The following is a 15,752-nucleotide window of genomic DNA, read 5'->3' on the forward strand; positions in this document are numbered from 1 at the left end:
AATTATAATATCTGCTTTAACTCGTCTGCCGCAAGCTTCATCCGGTCTTCCTCGATGGTCCTCACATCCATCAGAATCGTATCGTTGACCGTCCTTGGGATGATCGGAACCTCCAGATGGCGCATTGCCGTCTCAAGCTCCGGAACACTCATCGTTTCCGGACGGATGCCGACAGCCATACTCGGAATCCTCTCAAGCGGAAGAGATCCCCCTCCGATCTGGGATTCACACTTCTGAAGAGTGATAGCCGCCTTAAGTCCTTTTCTTTCCAGCATCCGTTTAAATCGTCTTGCAGACTTTTCCACCTCTTCGGCAGATTTTGTAATCATGCGAAGAACCGGAATCTTGTTTACCGCGTTTTCTTCGCTTAAATATTCCTGTAATACCAGCTCCAGCGCCGTCGCCGTAAACTTGTCGATACGGAGGGCTCTTGTCAGCTGGTTCTTCTTCATTTTATCAATGTATTTTTTCTTTCCGACGATAATTCCCGCCTGCGGTCCTCCAAGAAGCTTGTCCCCGCTGAAGCAGACTACATCCGCTCCCTTCCGGATGGAATCCTGTACCGTCGGCTCATAAGTCAGTCCGTATTTACTCAGATCAATGAGTACACCGCTTCCGAGGTCTTCGATAATCGGAAGATCATACTCCTGTCCCAGCGGAATCAGATCGTCGATGCCTACGGACTCGGTAAATCCGACAATCCGGTAATTACTTGTGTGAACCTTCAGAAAAGCTTTCGTCTCCTCTGTGACAGCATCCGCGTAATCAGAATAGTGAGTCTTATTCGTCGTTCCCACTTCCACAAGTCTGGCTCCGCTTTGCTCCATCACGTCCGGAATCCTGAATTTCCCGCCGATTTCCACAAGCTCTCCTCTGGATACGACAACCTCTCCTCCTTTTGCCATGGAACTTAAAATCAGCATAACGGCAGAAGCATTATTATTGACTGCCATGGCAGCCTCCGCTCCCGTAATCTTGCAGAGAAGCTTCTCAAAGTGAGAGTACCGCTCCCCACGTCTGCCGGCCTCCAGATCATACTCCAGATTGGAGTATCCGCATGCTACTTCCGCAAGCCTTGCCATATGCTCCCTGCTGATCGGGGCACGTCCCAGATTGGTGTGGAGAATCGTACCTGTCGCATTGATCACCGGGCGCATATCCGGCGTATGCATCTTCTCCACCCGCCGGATAATATCCGGAATCAGATTGTCAATTCCGCGGCGGATCGTCTCCTCTTCGTCGCATGTCCGGATCAGTCCGCGCACATACTCTGTCTGCTCCCTGATAGCATCCATCACCGTGTCTCGTTCATAAATCGAAGCTGCGTTTTGGATTCTTTCATCTTCCAGCAGTATATCCACCTTCGGAATACTGCGGTAAAAAATATTTTTGTCCATTTTCGTCTCTTTTCCATTCTCCGGCATCTATACAAGCCGGATGAATGTGTTGTCCTCCTGATCTTTTTCCGATACTTCACCTATCATGGCCACCCTGGTATCCAGTCCCTTTTTCTCAAAATCTTCCATGACAGCATCTGCCTGCTCCGGCGCAACGCTGATCAGAAGCCCTCCGGATGTCTGCGGATCATAAAGGAGATCCACGTAGTGTTCCGGCGTACTGCCGATATCCACATACTGTCCGGAATGTCCTCTGTTTTTGTACGCCCCTGCCGGAATCAGTCCCATCTTTGCATACTCAACCGCATCCGCAAAATACGGGATCTTTCTCACATCCAGATTCAGGCACACTCCGCTTGCAGTTGCCATCTCGGCCCCGTGTCCAAGAAGCCCGAATCCTGTCACGTCCGTGCAGGCGGATACGTCATACTTCTCCACAACCTCTTTCGCTTTCTTGTTGAGAGAAGACATGACAGTCTCTGCCTCCTTGATCGCTCTTTCAGAAGCCATCTCCGCTTTAATCGCCGTATTGACGATACCGTTTCCAATCTGCTTTGTCAGAATAAGCTTATCTCCCGGCCTGCAGCCGTAATTTTTAAAAATCTTCTTCGGATGAACGAATCCGGAAACACAGAGTCCGTATTTCGGTTCATCATCCTGAATGGTGTGTCCGCCCACCAGCACGGCGCCTGCTTCCATCACCTTGTCCGCTCCGCCTTTTAAGATTTCTCCTAAAATGGACGGATCCAGACAGTTCGGGAATCCGACGATGTTAAGCGCCACCTTCGGCTCTCCTCCCATGGCCCACACATCGCTTAACGAATTGGCTGCCGCAATCTGGCCGAACATATATGGATCATCTACGATCGGAGTGAAGAAATCAACCGTCTGGATCATGGCGATGTCATCTGTCACCTTGTAGATCGCAGCATCATCCGCTGTCTCGATTCCGACGATCAGGTTGTCATCATGGAATTTCGGTAGCTTACCCAGAACCTGGGCAAGGGTCTCAGGACCTATCTTGGCGGCTCACCCCGCCGTCTTTGTCATTTGTGTCAATTTCACATCCTGAATCATCTTTTTCTTCTTCTCCTTTCGCATGCACTTATAGAAAAAACTTATAACTTTTTTATTATATCATAAACAGAAACAAGATCAACCAAAAATCTACGTTTCCCGTCAAAAAAATATCAGGATCAGCACAGTCTGATGCCGATCCTGATGTATACTTCCATACTGTTGTCTTTATGGTCTGATCACTTTTGATGCCTGTTCCATCGTCTCTACAATGCTGTACATATTTGTTACTGTTCCGACAGCCAGCTTCTCTTTCAGTCCATAGTAATCAAGACATGTTCCGCACGTCATGATCTCAACGCCCTGTGCCTCCAGATTCTTCAGATCTTCCAGAGAGTCGGACTCCTCTGTCGTCAGTGTCGCGCCTCCATTATAAAAGAGCATGGTCTTTGGCAGCTCCTCAAGCTGTGTCACCGCAAAGAGAAAACTTTTCATCAGGACTTTTCCCAGCTCCTCGTTTCCGCTTCCCATCTTGTCCGAAGATACGACAACGATCGTATTTCCTCTCTTGTCCGGTGTGCAGGAAACCTCTTCTTCAGCCTCTTCTGCTGCCGGTGCACCTTCCATCTCAATCAGGATGCGGTATTCTTTCTCCGCTTTCTTTTCGGATGTTACTTTTCCGCCTGAGGACTGAGCCATCTTTGTCACATTCTGAACAGCGATTTCGTTATCTACCAGTACTTCGATTGTATCCGGTCCTGTCAGCTCCTTCATTGCTTTCTTTGTTTTAATTACAGGAATCGGACAATTATCTCCGATTGCGTTTACTTTGATCATTTCTTGTTCCACCTTTCCTGTTTAGTTCCATATCTACCGATTATTTTAACACTAAGCAAATAGCCGGTAAACGGATTTACTTATCGGTTTTTCGTATATCAATCATTTGCTTTTTCTATAGGTTCGGCTCAAAAAGGGTGTTTTTCATTGAGCTTTTATTCCTTTACTGCTATAATAAACAGGATTATGGAGGATTCACAAAACGGAATCACACCGTCACGATAAATATCAGATATAGAAAGGATTGTTAATCATGTGGATTGCAGATGGTTGGAAAGATTATGAAGTCATAGACTGTTCCGGCGGGGAAAAGCTGGAACGCTGGGGTGATTACATCCTGGTCCGCCCGGACCCGCAGGTAATCTGGAATACTGAAAAGACAAACCGCGGGTGGTATCATCCAAACGCACATTATCACAGAAGTAAAAAAGGCGGCGGAGAATGGGAATTCTTCAGCCTTCCGAAGCAATGGCAGATCCATTACCGGGATCTGACCTTTAATCTGAAGCCTTTCAGCTTTAAACATACGGGACTCTTCCCTGAACAGGCGGCAAACTGGGACTGGTTTTCTGAAAAAATCCGTTCCGCCGGACGCCCGGTCAAGGTGTTGAACCTGTTTGCCTACACCGGAGGAGCCACTCTTGCGGCTGCCGCTGCCGGAGCGCACGTCACTCACGTGGACGCTTCCAAAGGCATGGTCACATGGGCAAAGGAAAATGCTGCTTCCTCCGGCCTTTCGGACGCGCCGATCCGCTGGCTTGTGGACGACTGTATGAAATTTGTCGAAAGAGAAATCCGCAGAGGAAATCATTATGATGCCATCATCATGGATCCGCCTTCCTACGGCCGCGGACCAAAAGGCGAGATCTGGAAGATCGAGGATGCCATTCATCCTCTGATCCGGAAGTGTACACAGATTCTGTCCGACAAGCCGCTGTTTTTCCTTGTCAACTCTTACACAACCGGCCTCGCTCCTGCAGTTCTGACCTATATGCTCGGCACGGAGTTGAAACAGTTCCACGGTCATGTGGACTCTCAGGAAATCGGTCTTCCGGTTTCTTCAAACGGTCTTGTACTTCCATGCGGGGCAAGCGGCCGTTGGGAAAGCGGGGTTTCGGCATAATGAAAATTCAGATCCTCTCCTTCCCGGAACAGTTATCTTCAGAGGGCACCTCATTTGAGGTGTCCCATTTACTCTGGGGAACGAAATTTGCTCCTCCCGTTACAGGCCGGATCGGATATGTGCCCGGTGACGGATTCTACGTGGAAATGACCTGTTTTGAGACAGATCCGCTCCGCCGTCAGACCGGCTTTCAGGTTCCGGTTTACCTGGACAGTGCCATGGAAGCGTTTTTTCACTTCCCGTTTTCCGGAAAGCGAAGCCGGAAACTCTCTCCGTATATCAATCTGGAATTCAACGCAAACGGCGCTCTCCTTGCCCAGTACGGATTTGCCCGTACCGGCCGTACCCTGTTTTCGGAAGCAGAATGCCGTGCGCTGTCACACCATGTCCGTCTGATGCCGGACTGCTGGAAACTGACCTTCCATCTTCCGCTTTCCCTTTTGGAACAGATTTACGGAATCACAAAATCCGGTCTTCCCGATACCTTTTCCTGCAACTTTTATAAGATTTCGGAAGATCCGTCCATCGAGCATTACGCTGCATTTTCGCCCATCCTGTCAGACGCTCCGGATTTTCACAGACCGGAATTTTTTGAAAAAGCCACGTTTTGAAAGTACTTTCTCTTTTTATGTGTTATACTGTAACTATCAAACAAAAGGGAGATTTTAGTCATGAGATTCTACGTGGAAAAAGATTACGATGCTCTGAGTCAGAGAGCTGCCAACATCATCGCAGCACAGGTTATTTCAAAACCGGACTGTGTACTTGGTCTGGCTACAGGTTCTTCTCCGGTCGGAACCTACAAAAACCTTGTTGCCAAATACGAGAATGGTGACCTTGATTTTTCACAGGTGAAGACAGCCAATCTGGATGAGTACAAGGGACTTCCAAAAGATAATGATCAGAGCTACTATTATTTCATGCATGATCATCTGTTTGATCATGTAAATATCGATCCGGCAAACACCAATATCCCGGACGGCACATGCGAAGACAGCGAAGCAGAATGTGCGCACTACGAAGAAGTCGTTGCTTCTCTCGGCGGTGTGGATCTTCAGCTTCTCGGAATCGGACACAATGGTCATATCGGATTCAACGAACCGGGCAGTGAATTCCCGAAAGCAACACATTGTGTTGACCTTCAGCCAAGTACGATTGAAGCAAATAAACGTTTCTTTGCTTCCGCTGATGATGTTCCGAAACAGGCTTACAGCATGGGCATCGGAACCATTATGCGCGCAAAGAAAATTCTCCTTATTGTAAGCGGAGAAGATAAAGCTGAAGCGGTCGCAAAATCATTCTTTGGGCCTGTTACGCCGGAAGTACCTGCATCAATCCTGCAGTTCCATCCGGACGTAACCGTTGTAGCTGATGAGGCTGCTTTTTCCAAAGTTCCTCGTTAACATGTAATCAGGGATGCCGGGAGGAAGGATTCTTTCCCGGCATCCTTTTCTTTCAGACAAAGGAGTACTATTATGATTATCAAAAATGTAAAAGTATACGGGGAGGATTTTCACTTCCATCCGGGTGATGTAGTGATTGAAGACGGACTGTTTTGCGAAACTGCTTCCGGTTCCGGTGAAGTTGTGGACGGCGGCGGTGCCTACGCCATTCCGGGACTGATTGACATTCATTTTCACGGATGCATGGGAGCCGACGTCTGTGATAACGATCCGGAAGCACTTCGGACAATTGCCGAATACGAAGCTTCCATAGGTGTAACAACCATCTGTCCGGCCACCATGACACTTCCTTCAGAAGAGCTCAAGAAGATTCTTGCTACCGCTGCTTCCTACACAAATGAGCAGGGTGCACATCTTGTGGGTCTGAATATGGAAGGGCCTTTTATCAGCATCGCAAAGAAAGGCGCGCAGGACGAAAGGAATATCATTCCATGTGATGCCGCTCTTTTTAATGAATTTCAGGATGCCGCAAAAGGGCTGATCAAATTTATCGGCGTTGCGCCGGAAATGGGTCTGGAACGGACACTTGATTTTATCCGGAAAGTGAAGGACAACGTATCCGTTTCTCTGGCACATACAAACGCTCCATATGCAGACGCAAAGGCCGCTTTCGATGCCGGAGCCTGCCATGCTGTTCATCTTTTCAATGCCATGCCTGCATTTACCCACCGGGAACCGGGTGTTGTCGGCGCTGTATTTGACAGTCCACATGTATTCGCAGAGCTGATCTGTGACGGAGTCCATATTCATCCGTCCATGGTACGGGCTGCCTTTGCCATGCTTGGTTCCGAAAGAATCTGCCTGATCAGTGACAGTATGCGCGCCACAGGAATGCCGGACGGCTCCTACACCCTCGGCGGACTGGATGTCAATGTGTCCGGAAAACATGCCACTCTGGCAGAGGGCGGAGCACTGGCCGGATCCGTGACAAACCTTGCCGACTGTATGCGTACCGCAGTAACCGAGATGGACATTCCGCTGGAAGACGCTGTCCGTTGTGCCACCTACAATCCGGCACGCGCACTGCACCTGGAGCATCTGTACGGAAGCATCTCTCCGGGCAAAATCGGAAATCTGGTCCTGTTAAATCCGGATCTTTCCCTGAAACAGGTTATCATCAACGGCTAATGACAAGGAGGTGCCGGATATGAACCATCAGGATTTCATCTCCCGTCCGGGATTTGTCTACCGGATCGGAAATCAATATTATTACCTTGGAAAGTGGATCTGTCAAAAATGCAGTGATTCTGACGCTGCAGACTCCCACTATATGTATGAACTGGCATATAAGGAACAAAATCCCGCGGACCTGAATCTCTATTTCCAGAAGCTTCGGGCCTACAGCGATTTCGCTCTTACGCCTCCTCTTGACAAAGAAGGCGTACACCGTGCTCAGGATCTTCTTCTGGAAAGTCTGTCCGACATACAGGCAGAAGACCTGACACATCAGATTCACGTCTTTGAGGAATGCTGCAGCCGCTTTCTGAATCTTTAGGATGTACGCACATTCCTCATACATCACAAAATCAGCCGCACAGAGAAGGACTGCCTTTTCTGTACGGCTGATTCTTACTTTTCTTTCAGTATACTGATCACATCAAACAATGATTCACACTGCCATGTGCTGAGACTTTTGATCTCCTCGTCCGGCCTGACCAGATCCGGTATGACAATCGGATACATACCCGCCGCATACGCAGAACGGATTCCATTCGGCGAGTCCTCCAGTGCGGCCGCTTCCGAAGGCTTCACTCCAAGTTTCCCACATGCTTTCAGATAAATCTCCGGATCCGGCTTGGCATGTGTGACCATATCGCCAAAGACCGCGGCGTCAAAATAATCCCAGATCCCTCCCTCTTTCAGAAGCGTTCTGGAATAGGCCTCCCCGGACGAAGTGGCGACCGCCAGCAGGTATCCTTCTTCTTTTGCGTAGGAAAGCAGCTCATCCACACCCGGCTTTTTCGGAACTCCTTCCGTCTCCTTCAATTCATAAAAAATCTTCCTTGTCATCTGATTAAAGGTCTCTACCGGAAATTCCTCTCCAAATGTCTCCCTGAAATACCTGCTTCTTCTTACAACATTAAACCCGAGGGTATGATAGATGTGATCTCCTACGTTTGGGTATCCCAGCCGTTCTCCGGCGATATACCACGATTTTTGGACCACTTTCTCCGAGTCAAAGAGAAGCCCGTCCATGTCAAATACCAGTGCCCTGATCTTTGGCTGCATCGTCTTTCATCCTTTCTGCTTTATAGTTTTCCGCTTCCCATGGCATCCTTTACATAGGAGGTCACGTCTTCAAGCTTTTGCAGAATTTCCTGACGTTCTTCCCACTCTTCGCCTTTGAGATCAAGGTCTACCAGTGCCTGTTTTACTTCTTTTAATTTTAAAATCAGTTCCTGTCCCATAAACTTTCCCTCCTGTTGTTCTTTTGCCTATATTTTACTACGTCCGTCTTCCGAGGTAAAGGAGTTTTAGTTTTCCCACTCCCAGAGATTCTTCTTTTCCTGATTTTCTTTTGGAGTTTTGAAAATCAGTTCCGGGCTCTTGGCGCTTACTTTCGTGTAAGGCGGCACGGACTCTGTAATGAAAGTATTTCCTCCGATAATGCAGTGTTCCCCGATCACGGTATCTCCACCAAGGACGGTGGAATTCGAGTAGATCGTCACATGGTCGCCGATGGTAGGGTGTCGTTTCAGTCCGGCAAGCTTCTGTCCGTTTCTTGTAGACAGCGCCCCCAGCGTCACGCCCTGATAAAGTTTGACATAGTCACCGATCTCGGTCGTCTCCCCGATTACAATTCCGGTGCCGTGGTCAATAAAGAAATATTCTCCGATTCTGGCTCCCGGATTGATATCGATCCCTGTTCTTCCATGCGCATACTCTGACATGATCCGCGGAATAAACGGGATCTTTTCACCATAAAGCACATGGGCAATCCGGTACACATAAACCGCGAACAGTCCAGGATAGGAAAAGATAATCTCCTCCCGGCTCTGGGCCGCCGGGTCCCCGTCAAATCCTGCCTGTACATCTTTGAGCATCAGATTCTGGATATCCGGAATCCGGGAGAAGAAGCGGTCCGTCACTTCCTGAGCCTTCTGCTCTACATTCTCTTCTTTCCCCTGATATCTCAGCGCAATGGTGATCTGCTCTTTCAGTGCATCGTAAAGATGGTTGATCCGGTATCCTGCATAGTAGGCGGTATCCAGTTCCAGCGCGCTGTCTTTTCCAAAATATCCCGGAAAAATAATCTGTCTGAGATCACGGATAATCTCAATCACCGCCGCGCGCTCCGGAAGCCTCCGCCCTTTTTTCGGCATGAACAGTTCCTCAGTGAGGTAATTACGGTTCAGTTTTTCTACAACTTCTTTTATCGTATCTTTTTTCATAATGACTCCATTTTCTTTTTGCTTTATCTTATTACAGTGTGAATGTGATGTCAACCTTGTTCTTTTCCATGCAGTCCTCTCCCTTCCCTGACGTTCCGGGCCGGGTAAAAGAAAAAAACAGGAAGATCTGCATCAGAACCTCCTGCTCTTTTTTGTGAGTTACATTATAGCCATGAATGACAACTCTATTTTATTTTAAAGTTGTTACTTTTGCAAGTACTTTTTTACTGATGCGGATACATAAATTTCTGTACCCTTTCCGGACATTTCTCATCCCCTGTATAATACAGGATATCATTGAGTTTAAACACCGCTTTTGGCCCCGGAGACATCATAAGCACTCCATTTCTCCTGATTGCGATCACGGTCGCAAAGGTTTCCTGCCAGAAATCCACTTCCCCGACAGTCCGGTCCAGATAAGGAGTCTGATCTGTAATCACAATTTCATACGGGATAAATGGATTGGTTGACCGGTAACGCTCAATCTGATCAATCATCTCTGTCAGATAATCATAGAGCTCTTTGATTTCCTCCTGCTGGCGTTCCACACTGTCAAGAATATTCCGTTTTAGATTCTGGATTGATTTTGTCTGTTTCTGCTGCTGAAGAAAATTCTTTGCATTATCCACCGACTTGATCAGAACACCGCTGTTTTTCTCAATCGTCACCACATCCCAGTCCGCAAGAATGCACATTGCTCTGCGCGCTGTCTCCGAAGAAACACTGTACTGACTCCCGATGGCGGATCTTGCATAGATTTTCTGATCCTCCTGATAAATTCCATTTACAATTTTATAGGCAATATCTGTAGCAATCTGCTGATACTTCGGGATTCCGTTATCTGCTCTTCTCTTATTCATTCTGTCTGTCCTCCCTTTCTTTGCATGTCGGCTCTTTTCTTTCGTGCTACCGGATGACGGAATAATGATGCGGAGATGTGATCTGCGCGCTCCAGCAGCTGCAGATACCGTTCCTCCGCCCCTCGCACCAGTCTGCGCTGGTACAGTGCATCGTTACATCCGGGACGGCGAACATGCCGCTGTAACGTCCGGATACCTTCCCGTTCTCCTGTCCCGCTACGTACCCGTTGGATACGAGGAAGTGCTTCGGAGCATACTCCGAGAAATCCCAGTAACAGGCATCCGTCCCATGTCCCGGAAGCGTAATGCACCAGTATTCTCTGTGAAGTCCGGCGAGCCCGTCCTCATTTGCCGCCAGCCATGCCGCCCTTTCTTTCCAGGTGTTTCCTGTATAGAGAAAATTCCTGCTGCTGTCTTCACGGGTATGAAAAATCAGTCCTGTCCTGTCATGAAATGCTTTCAGAATCTCAAGATGTTTCTGGCACCGTTCCACCATTCCAAGAAACCGCTCGTTTCTACGCAGCTTTCTGAAGTCCGACCGGAAGTTTTTGATGTCCTCTTCCAGTTCCACCGGGATTCCTTCTTCATTTCTCGGAACATCCGCGCTTCTGGAAATGGCAAGAAGCCGCATGTAAATCTCTCTCATTCTTGAGGAGACCCGGACCAGTTCTCTCCACATGCAGCGGTCCTGCTCATAAAAAGCGTCGAGAATCCCCGCGGACTTAAGTGTCTGTTCCATCTCCGCTTTCAGTCCGTCTTTCTGCGGCCAGAGTACCTGATACCTCCCGCCGATGCTCTCTCCCCTTTTCAGGAAACAAAGCCTGCCCGGAAAAGTTAAAAGTACTTCCATCAGGCTGGTAAGTGTCACCGCTTTTCCCGGAAGAAACCCTCCTCTGGAAAGATCCTGCAAAAGCAGCAGAGCAAGCACCTCGTTCATCCACCGTTCCGAAAAGAGATCCGGAAGGTATACAGTCCGGATTCCGTCACCCGGCCGTACCCGGCCTGTCTGGAGGAACCCGCTGATATGTTCCGGATCAAACTGTGTAATCAGCAAATCATATCCCTCTTCTGCCGCCCGGTCCTGTATCTCCCGGTAAATCTCTCCGCTGTCTGTCCCATTGATTCTTTTATTGCGGGTTCCACAGTTGACTGCCAGTTTTTCTGTTCCGTCTTCCAGCAGGAAACATTCTCCAAGCCCCATATTGTACATCTGTATTTCCATATTCCGGTCCTCTCTTTTGTCCTTGTTCCAGACTCCCCCTACGTCTGACAGGAGATCCCCTGCCGTCCGGCCGGAATCTCCTGTCTGCATTCGTCTGTCTGACTTTTCTCTTTACTCCTCATCCTGGAGTTTTCGTACCACTTCTTTCATGGATTTGCGGAACTCTTCTTCATTGGAATTATAAAACAGAAGGAGCTCCTGATCTTTGCTTTTGTCGTTCAGTTCTTCCGGGATGGAAAAATCAGTCTTTGCCATGTACTCATCCCAGTGTGCCAGCTTCCATGTGTCACGGTCGCTGTTTCTCCGGATCATCCTCTTCTTGCAGATTGCCGGATCTGTGACAACCCACACAACATAAAGTCTTGCATTCTTTCGCATCAGATCCTGCCGGAGGCTCTCCATAAATCTCGGATTTCTGACCTCACGGGTAAACGGCGCGTTGATCAGCGCAATGTCATCGTATTCCAGCGCATCCACTGCCATATCCAGAATCGCCGCATATTCGTAATCACGGATATGTTCTTCAAAGAAATCCGAGCTTCTGTCATATGGCTGATTTGCCACTTCAAAAATCTGTCTGCTCAGAATAATCAGTGCATCTTTATCCAGATATACAACATGCTTCAGTTCTGCCGCAAGTTTCATGGCAACATAGGTTTTTCCGCATGCCGGTGGTGATGTAACTAAAATGAGTTTCTTTTTCATGGATTCATGCCCCTTTCCTCATATTATCTATACACTATCATACCACAATGTCTAGCAAACCTCATCAAAATTTTGTCCCGCGAACTGAGAATGATACAGTTTTTCGTACATACCTTTCTTTGCCAGAAGCTCTTCGTGTGTTCCCTGTTCCACAATATCTCCGTCCCGCAGTACCAGAATCATGTCCGCGTCCCGGATTGTAGAAAGCCGGTGGGCGATAACGAAGGATGTTCTTCCCTCCATCACCCGAAGCATGGCTTCCTGAAGCCTTCTCTCAAGTCTGGTGTCCACCGAGGATGTCGCCTCGTCCAGAATCAGAATCTGCGGATCCTTCAGAATCGCTCTTGCGATGGTAAGGAGCTGCTTTTCTCCCTGAGAAATATTGTTCGCTTCCTCATTGATCAGTGAATCGTATCCTCTGGACAGTGTGCGGATGTAGTGATGGACATTTGCCATCTTCGCAGCGCTGATAATCTCATCTTTTCTTGCATTCTGTCTTCCGTAGCGGATATTGTCATAAATACTTCCGGAGAACAGCCATGTATCCTGCAGTACGAGCGAGAACAGCGATCTCAGATCTTCCCGTTTCATATCCCGGATATCAACGCCGTCAATCTTGATGGAACCACCCTTCACGTCGTAAAAGCGGAGCAGCAGATTCATCAGCGTTGTCTTTCCTGCTCCTGTCGGACCGACGATCGCCACCGTCTGGCCTTTCTTGACATCGATATTGACATCTTTCATCAGAAGTTCCTTATCGTATCCAAACTGTACATGTTCAAAGGTCACATTGCCTTCGATTTTATCCTTTGCAATCTCTGCCTTTCCGCCCTGATCCTCTTCTTTCTCAGCAAGAAGGGTAAAGATTCTGCGCATGGCGGAAAAGGCTGCCTGTACCTGTGCGGAAAGCTGGGAAACCTGGGACAGCGGATCGTTGATCTGCCAGATATAGCGCACAAATGCCTGAAGCTGTCCGATCGTAATGGTCCCCTGAATAACCTGAAGACATCCGATTACCGCACAGGTACCGATCGTCAGGTAAGTCACAAGTGACACGCAGGGAGAAATCAAAGAGGAGACAAACTGCGCCTTGAACGCGGAATTTCTCATCTTCTGATTTACTTCCTCAAACTGTTTTTCCACATCTTCCTGTTTATTGTAACTGATAATCTCATTAAATCCGCCGTACAGCTCCGTGATTGCACCATTCAATTGTCCTACGGTTTTCTGCTGAATGTCAAACAGATCCTGGGAACGCTTTACAAATACCTTCGTAATAAGCGCCACGAGCGGAATAATGATCAATGCAATCAGCGTCATCGCTACATTGATCCGAAGCATCATGCTGACCGCAAGAATAAAAGTCAGCACCCCGCTGATCACCCTGGTCAGCGTCTGCTGCAGAGCATTGCTCAGCGTATCCACATCGTTGGTCACACAGCTTAATACATCTCCAAAAGCGTGCTCGTCAAAATAGCTGACCGGCATCTTCTGGATTTTTTTCTGAAGTGCCCCTCTCAAATCATGCATCGTCTGCTGAATCGCATTGGTCAGGAAAAATGCCGACACAAGGAGCGCCAGTGCCCTTGTCACATAACTTGTACCAAGAAGCGCCAGAATGCGGAATACCTTGTCAAAATGTACATGTGCCCCGCTGACACCCTGGAGAATTTCAGACGCGTCCCGGGCGAGCTGTGTCGTTGCAAGCCCCTCTATTGTCGGATTCAGGGAATAGATTGCTGTCGCAAACACTGTCGTCAGGACTGCCACTAAAAGTTTTCCTTTGTACGGACTTACAAACCGTCCCATCCCTTTCATACATGCCTTCCAGCCGATCTGTTCTTTATTCATAAGCCAGTTCCTCCTCACTCAGCTGGGAAGCTGCAATTTCATGATATACACTGCAGTTTTTAAGCAGTTCTTTGTGCGTGCCCTTTCCGACGATCCTGCCCTCGTCCAGAACAATAATCTGGTCCGCATCCATAATCGTAGAGACTCTTTGCGCAACGATCAGGACAATCTCATCCGTCATCTCCTTACGAAGCTCACTGCGCAGCTTTGCGTCCGTCCGGAAATCCAGTGCGGAGAAAGAATCGTCATAGATATAGATATCCGCGTGCCGCACCAGTGCTCTTGCGATCGAAAGCCTCTGCTTCTGTCCTCCGGAAACATTTCCCGCGCCTTCTACAATCCTCTCCTGAAACTGCCCCGGTTTCTCCATAATGAAATCATAGGCCTGCGCTACTTTTGCCGCATGGACTACTTCTTCCATGCTCGCGTTCCGGTTGCCGAAACGGATATTCTCCTCGATTGTCCCACTGAAAAGATTGGCCTTCTGGGACACAAATCCGATCCGTTCGCGGAGCTTATAAATGTCCATATCCCGTACGTCCACTCCGTTGATCAAAATCTTTCCGGCTGATACATCATAAAATCTCGGGATCAGCTTGATCAACGTACTCTTTCCGGAACCGGTGCTTCCGATAAATGCTACCGTCTCGCCTTTCTTCGCCTCGAAAGAAATATGCTGCAGAACCGCTTCTTCTCCGTCCGGATAAGCAAAAGTAACATCATCAAATACGATACTCTTTTCCCTGGACTCTGTCTTTGAAGCATCCGGGTGGTTCTCGATGATTGACTCGGTTTTAAGTACCCGCCGGATACGTTTTGCCGACACATTCGCCCTTGGATACATCATAAACACAAGGCAGAACAGCAATACGGAAAACATTGCATGGAAAACATAGTCCATAAAAGCAATCAGCTTTCCAACAGGAAGTGTACCGGCATCAATCATAAAGCTCGCAACAACATAGATCGCAATGATCGCAAGATTCATCATAAGAAAGAATACCGGATCTGTCGAGGTCATCAGCTTAAACAGCTTTTTCGACTGGTTCATAAAATTTACATTTTCTTTGTCAAACCGTTCAGATTCATATTCATCATTATTAAAAGAACGAATGACACGGATACCGGTCAGATTCTCACGGAAAATCCTGTTGATAGAATCCAGTGACGCCTGCTGCCTCTCACTGATCGGAGAGGAAATCTTCGCCACAATAACGACCCCGATAATAATCAGAGGAATCGTAGAAATAATGATCAGCGACAGATCCAAAGAGGTGCGGACTGTCAGCATGAAACTTACTACAATCATAACCGGGGTCAGCACTGCCGTCCTCAAAATTACATTCATAAACATCATGATCTGAAAAGCATCATTGTTTGTTCTCGTAATCAGAGATGCCACTCCGATCTCATTCATTTCGCTGTGCGAAAAAGTCTGTACCTTTCGGAAAACATCCTGCCGGATATCATGAGCAATCCCTGTGGAAATCCGGGCACAGCAGTAACCAAGAAGAATGGTGCCGCAGACGCCAATCACAGAAATCACCGCTGTCAGCACTCCCATCTTCATCAAAAATCCTTTGTCCTCATTCATGACTCCCTGGTCGATCATATAGGAAATGATCGTTGGAATCCCCAGTTCCACCAGAGCAAATCCAAAGACGGAAATCACGTTCAGGACAAACCAGAATTTGTATCTTTTCAGATACTCCAAAATCAGTTTCACCTCATAACCTCCCTCATCCAAAAGTGTTGTAAGCCCAATGTATCATATCCTATATTTTCCGGCAAGAGGGGAATGCATTTTCACGTAAAAAAGGGATTCCGGACTGTTTCCAACATCACAAAACGGACATTGGAACAGTTCCGGAATCCTTTTTCTATT

General features: G+C 47.9%; 16 protein-coding genes. 5 read left to right on the plus strand and 11 right to left on the minus strand.

The features are described from left to right. Window positions 1–2: 2 nt before the first annotated feature. The 3 genes from selA to yedF form a co-directional block, all read right to left on the minus strand. Window positions 3–1,397, minus strand: coding sequence for an L-seryl-tRNA(Sec) selenium transferase (gene selA / locus B5G11_RS13410; RefSeq protein ID WP_087168724.1), 1,395 nt, complete (start codon window positions 1,395–1,397; stop codon window positions 3–5). Between the two features lie 27 nt (window positions 1,398–1,424). Beyond that, window positions 1,425–2,474 carry a selenide, water dikinase SelD gene (gene selD, locus B5G11_RS13415; RefSeq protein ID WP_087168704.1) on the minus strand — a complete coding sequence of 350 codons (1,050 nt, stop codon included), beginning with the start codon at window positions 2,472–2,474 and terminating at the stop codon, window positions 1,425–1,427. Between the two features lie 168 nt (window positions 2,475–2,642). Beyond that, complete coding sequence (gene yedF, locus B5G11_RS13420) at window positions 2,643–3,251, minus strand: sulfurtransferase-like selenium metabolism protein YedF (protein ID WP_087168705.1); 609 nt, start codon at window positions 3,249–3,251, stop codon at window positions 2,643–2,645. Window positions 3,252–3,504: 253 nt separating this feature from the next. On the opposite strand from yedF, the gene B5G11_RS13425 reads away from it, so the two are divergent. From B5G11_RS13425 to B5G11_RS13445, 5 genes are all read left to right on the plus strand, one after another. Then, entirely contained in the window at window positions 3,505–4,374 is an 870-nt protein-coding gene (locus B5G11_RS13425) for a class I SAM-dependent methyltransferase (RefSeq protein ID WP_087254632.1), read from the plus strand. Further along, window positions 4,374–4,985, plus strand: a complete 612-nt coding sequence (locus B5G11_RS13430) for a carbohydrate-binding family 9-like protein (RefSeq protein ID WP_158099290.1) — start codon at window positions 4,374–4,376, stop codon at window positions 4,983–4,985. Before B5G11_RS13425 ends, B5G11_RS13430 begins: the two co-directional genes overlap by 1 nt. Window positions 4,986–5,045: 60 nt before the next feature. After that, window positions 5,046–5,777, plus strand: coding sequence for a glucosamine-6-phosphate deaminase (gene nagB, locus B5G11_RS13435; RefSeq protein ID WP_087168708.1), 732 nt, complete (start codon window positions 5,046–5,048; stop codon window positions 5,775–5,777). A 72-nt stretch (window positions 5,778–5,849) separates the two neighbouring features. Beyond that, window positions 5,850–6,965 carry an N-acetylglucosamine-6-phosphate deacetylase gene (nagA, locus tag B5G11_RS13440; RefSeq protein WP_087168709.1) on the plus strand — a complete coding sequence of 372 codons (1,116 nt, stop codon included), beginning with the start codon at window positions 5,850–5,852 and terminating at the stop codon, window positions 6,963–6,965. 19 nt (window positions 6,966–6,984) lie between these two features. Beyond that, window positions 6,985–7,332, plus strand: a complete 348-nt coding sequence (locus tag B5G11_RS13445) for a hypothetical protein (RefSeq protein WP_087254635.1) — start codon at window positions 6,985–6,987, stop codon at window positions 7,330–7,332. A 74-nt stretch (window positions 7,333–7,406) separates the two neighbouring features. On the opposite strand, the gene B5G11_RS13450 is transcribed toward B5G11_RS13445, so the two are convergent. From B5G11_RS13450 to B5G11_RS13480, 8 genes are all read right to left on the minus strand, one after another. Then, the gene (locus B5G11_RS13450; protein WP_087254637.1) at window positions 7,407–8,066 is read right to left on the minus strand and encodes an HAD family phosphatase; all 660 of its coding nucleotides are present in this window, start codon (window positions 8,064–8,066) and stop codon (window positions 7,407–7,409) included. 20 nt (window positions 8,067–8,086) lie between these two features. Continuing rightward, entirely contained in the window at window positions 8,087–8,245 is a 159-nt protein-coding gene (locus B5G11_RS16555; protein ID WP_171027948.1) for a hypothetical protein, read from the minus strand. A gap of 66 nt (window positions 8,246–8,311) precedes the next feature. Further along, window positions 8,312–9,229 (minus strand): serine O-acetyltransferase EpsC, encoded by a 918-nt coding sequence (gene epsC, locus B5G11_RS13455; RefSeq protein WP_087254640.1) that lies wholly within the window; start codon window positions 9,227–9,229, stop codon window positions 8,312–8,314. A gap of 224 nt (window positions 9,230–9,453) precedes the next feature. Then, complete coding sequence (locus B5G11_RS13460) at window positions 9,454–10,089, minus strand: GntR family transcriptional regulator (RefSeq protein ID WP_087254643.1); 636 nt, start codon at window positions 10,087–10,089, stop codon at window positions 9,454–9,456. Between the two features lie 46 nt (window positions 10,090–10,135). Continuing rightward, window positions 10,136–11,401: a hypothetical protein gene (locus B5G11_RS13465; protein WP_087254646.1), complete on the minus strand. Its 1,266-nt coding sequence runs from the start codon at window positions 11,399–11,401 to the stop codon at window positions 10,136–10,138. Between the two features lie 21 nt (window positions 11,402–11,422). Beyond that, complete coding sequence (locus B5G11_RS13470; protein ID WP_087254651.1) at window positions 11,423–12,016, minus strand: AAA family ATPase; 594 nt, start codon at window positions 12,014–12,016, stop codon at window positions 11,423–11,425. A gap of 51 nt (window positions 12,017–12,067) precedes the next feature. Next, a complete protein-coding gene (locus B5G11_RS13475) occupies window positions 12,068–13,867 on the minus strand; it encodes an ABC transporter ATP-binding protein (protein WP_087254654.1) in 1,800 nt (599 codons plus the stop codon). Further along, window positions 13,860–15,593 (minus strand): ABC transporter ATP-binding protein, encoded by a 1,734-nt coding sequence (locus B5G11_RS13480; protein WP_087254658.1) that lies wholly within the window; start codon window positions 15,591–15,593, stop codon window positions 13,860–13,862. The genes B5G11_RS13475 and B5G11_RS13480 overlap by 8 nt, the downstream gene beginning before the upstream one ends. Between the last annotated feature and the right edge of the window lie 159 nt (window positions 15,594–15,752).

Source organism: Drancourtella sp. An57, assembly GCF_002161525.1.
GTDB lineage: Bacteria > Bacillota > Clostridia > Lachnospirales > Lachnospiraceae > Sellimonas > Sellimonas catena.

Excerpts from the sequence above, each read along its gene's own strand:
- B5G11_RS13425 (WP_087254632.1), top strand. The coding sequence starts at position 3,505 with ATGTGGATTGCAGATGGTTGGAAAGATTATGAAGTCATAGACTGTTCC.
- selA (WP_087168724.1), bottom strand. The coding sequence starts at position 1,397 with ATGGACAAAAATATTTTTTACCGCAGTATTCCGAAGGTGGATATACTG.
- B5G11_RS13430 (WP_158099290.1), top strand. The coding sequence starts at position 4,374 with ATGAAAATTCAGATCCTCTCCTTCCCGGAACAGTTATCTTCAGAGGGC.
- nagB (WP_087168708.1), top strand. The coding sequence starts at position 5,046 with ATGAGATTCTACGTGGAAAAAGATTACGATGCTCTGAGTCAGAGAGCT.
- B5G11_RS13460 (WP_087254643.1), bottom strand. The coding sequence starts at position 10,089 with ATGAATAAGAGAAGAGCAGATAACGGAATCCCGAAGTATCAGCAGATT.
- B5G11_RS13470 (WP_087254651.1), bottom strand. The coding sequence starts at position 12,016 with ATGAAAAAGAAACTCATTTTAGTTACATCACCACCGGCATGCGGAAAA.
- B5G11_RS13450 (WP_087254637.1), bottom strand. The coding sequence starts at position 8,066 with ATGCAGCCAAAGATCAGGGCACTGGTATTTGACATGGACGGGCTTCTC.
- B5G11_RS13445 (WP_087254635.1), top strand. The coding sequence starts at position 6,985 with ATGAACCATCAGGATTTCATCTCCCGTCCGGGATTTGTCTACCGGATC.
- B5G11_RS13465 (WP_087254646.1), bottom strand. The coding sequence starts at position 11,401 with ATGCAGACAGGAGATTCCGGCCGGACGGCAGGGGATCTCCTGTCAGAC.
- B5G11_RS16555 (WP_171027948.1), bottom strand. The coding sequence starts at position 8,245 with ATGGGACAGGAACTGATTTTAAAATTAAAAGAAGTAAAACAGGCACTG.
- nagA (WP_087168709.1), top strand. The coding sequence starts at position 5,850 with ATGATTATCAAAAATGTAAAAGTATACGGGGAGGATTTTCACTTCCAT.
- epsC (WP_087254640.1), bottom strand. The coding sequence starts at position 9,229 with ATGAAAAAAGATACGATAAAAGAAGTTGTAGAAAAACTGAACCGTAAT.
- B5G11_RS13475 (WP_087254654.1), bottom strand. The coding sequence starts at position 13,867 with ATGAATAAAGAACAGATCGGCTGGAAGGCATGTATGAAAGGGATGGGA.
- yedF (WP_087168705.1), bottom strand. The coding sequence starts at position 3,251 with ATGATCAAAGTAAACGCAATCGGAGATAATTGTCCGATTCCTGTAATT.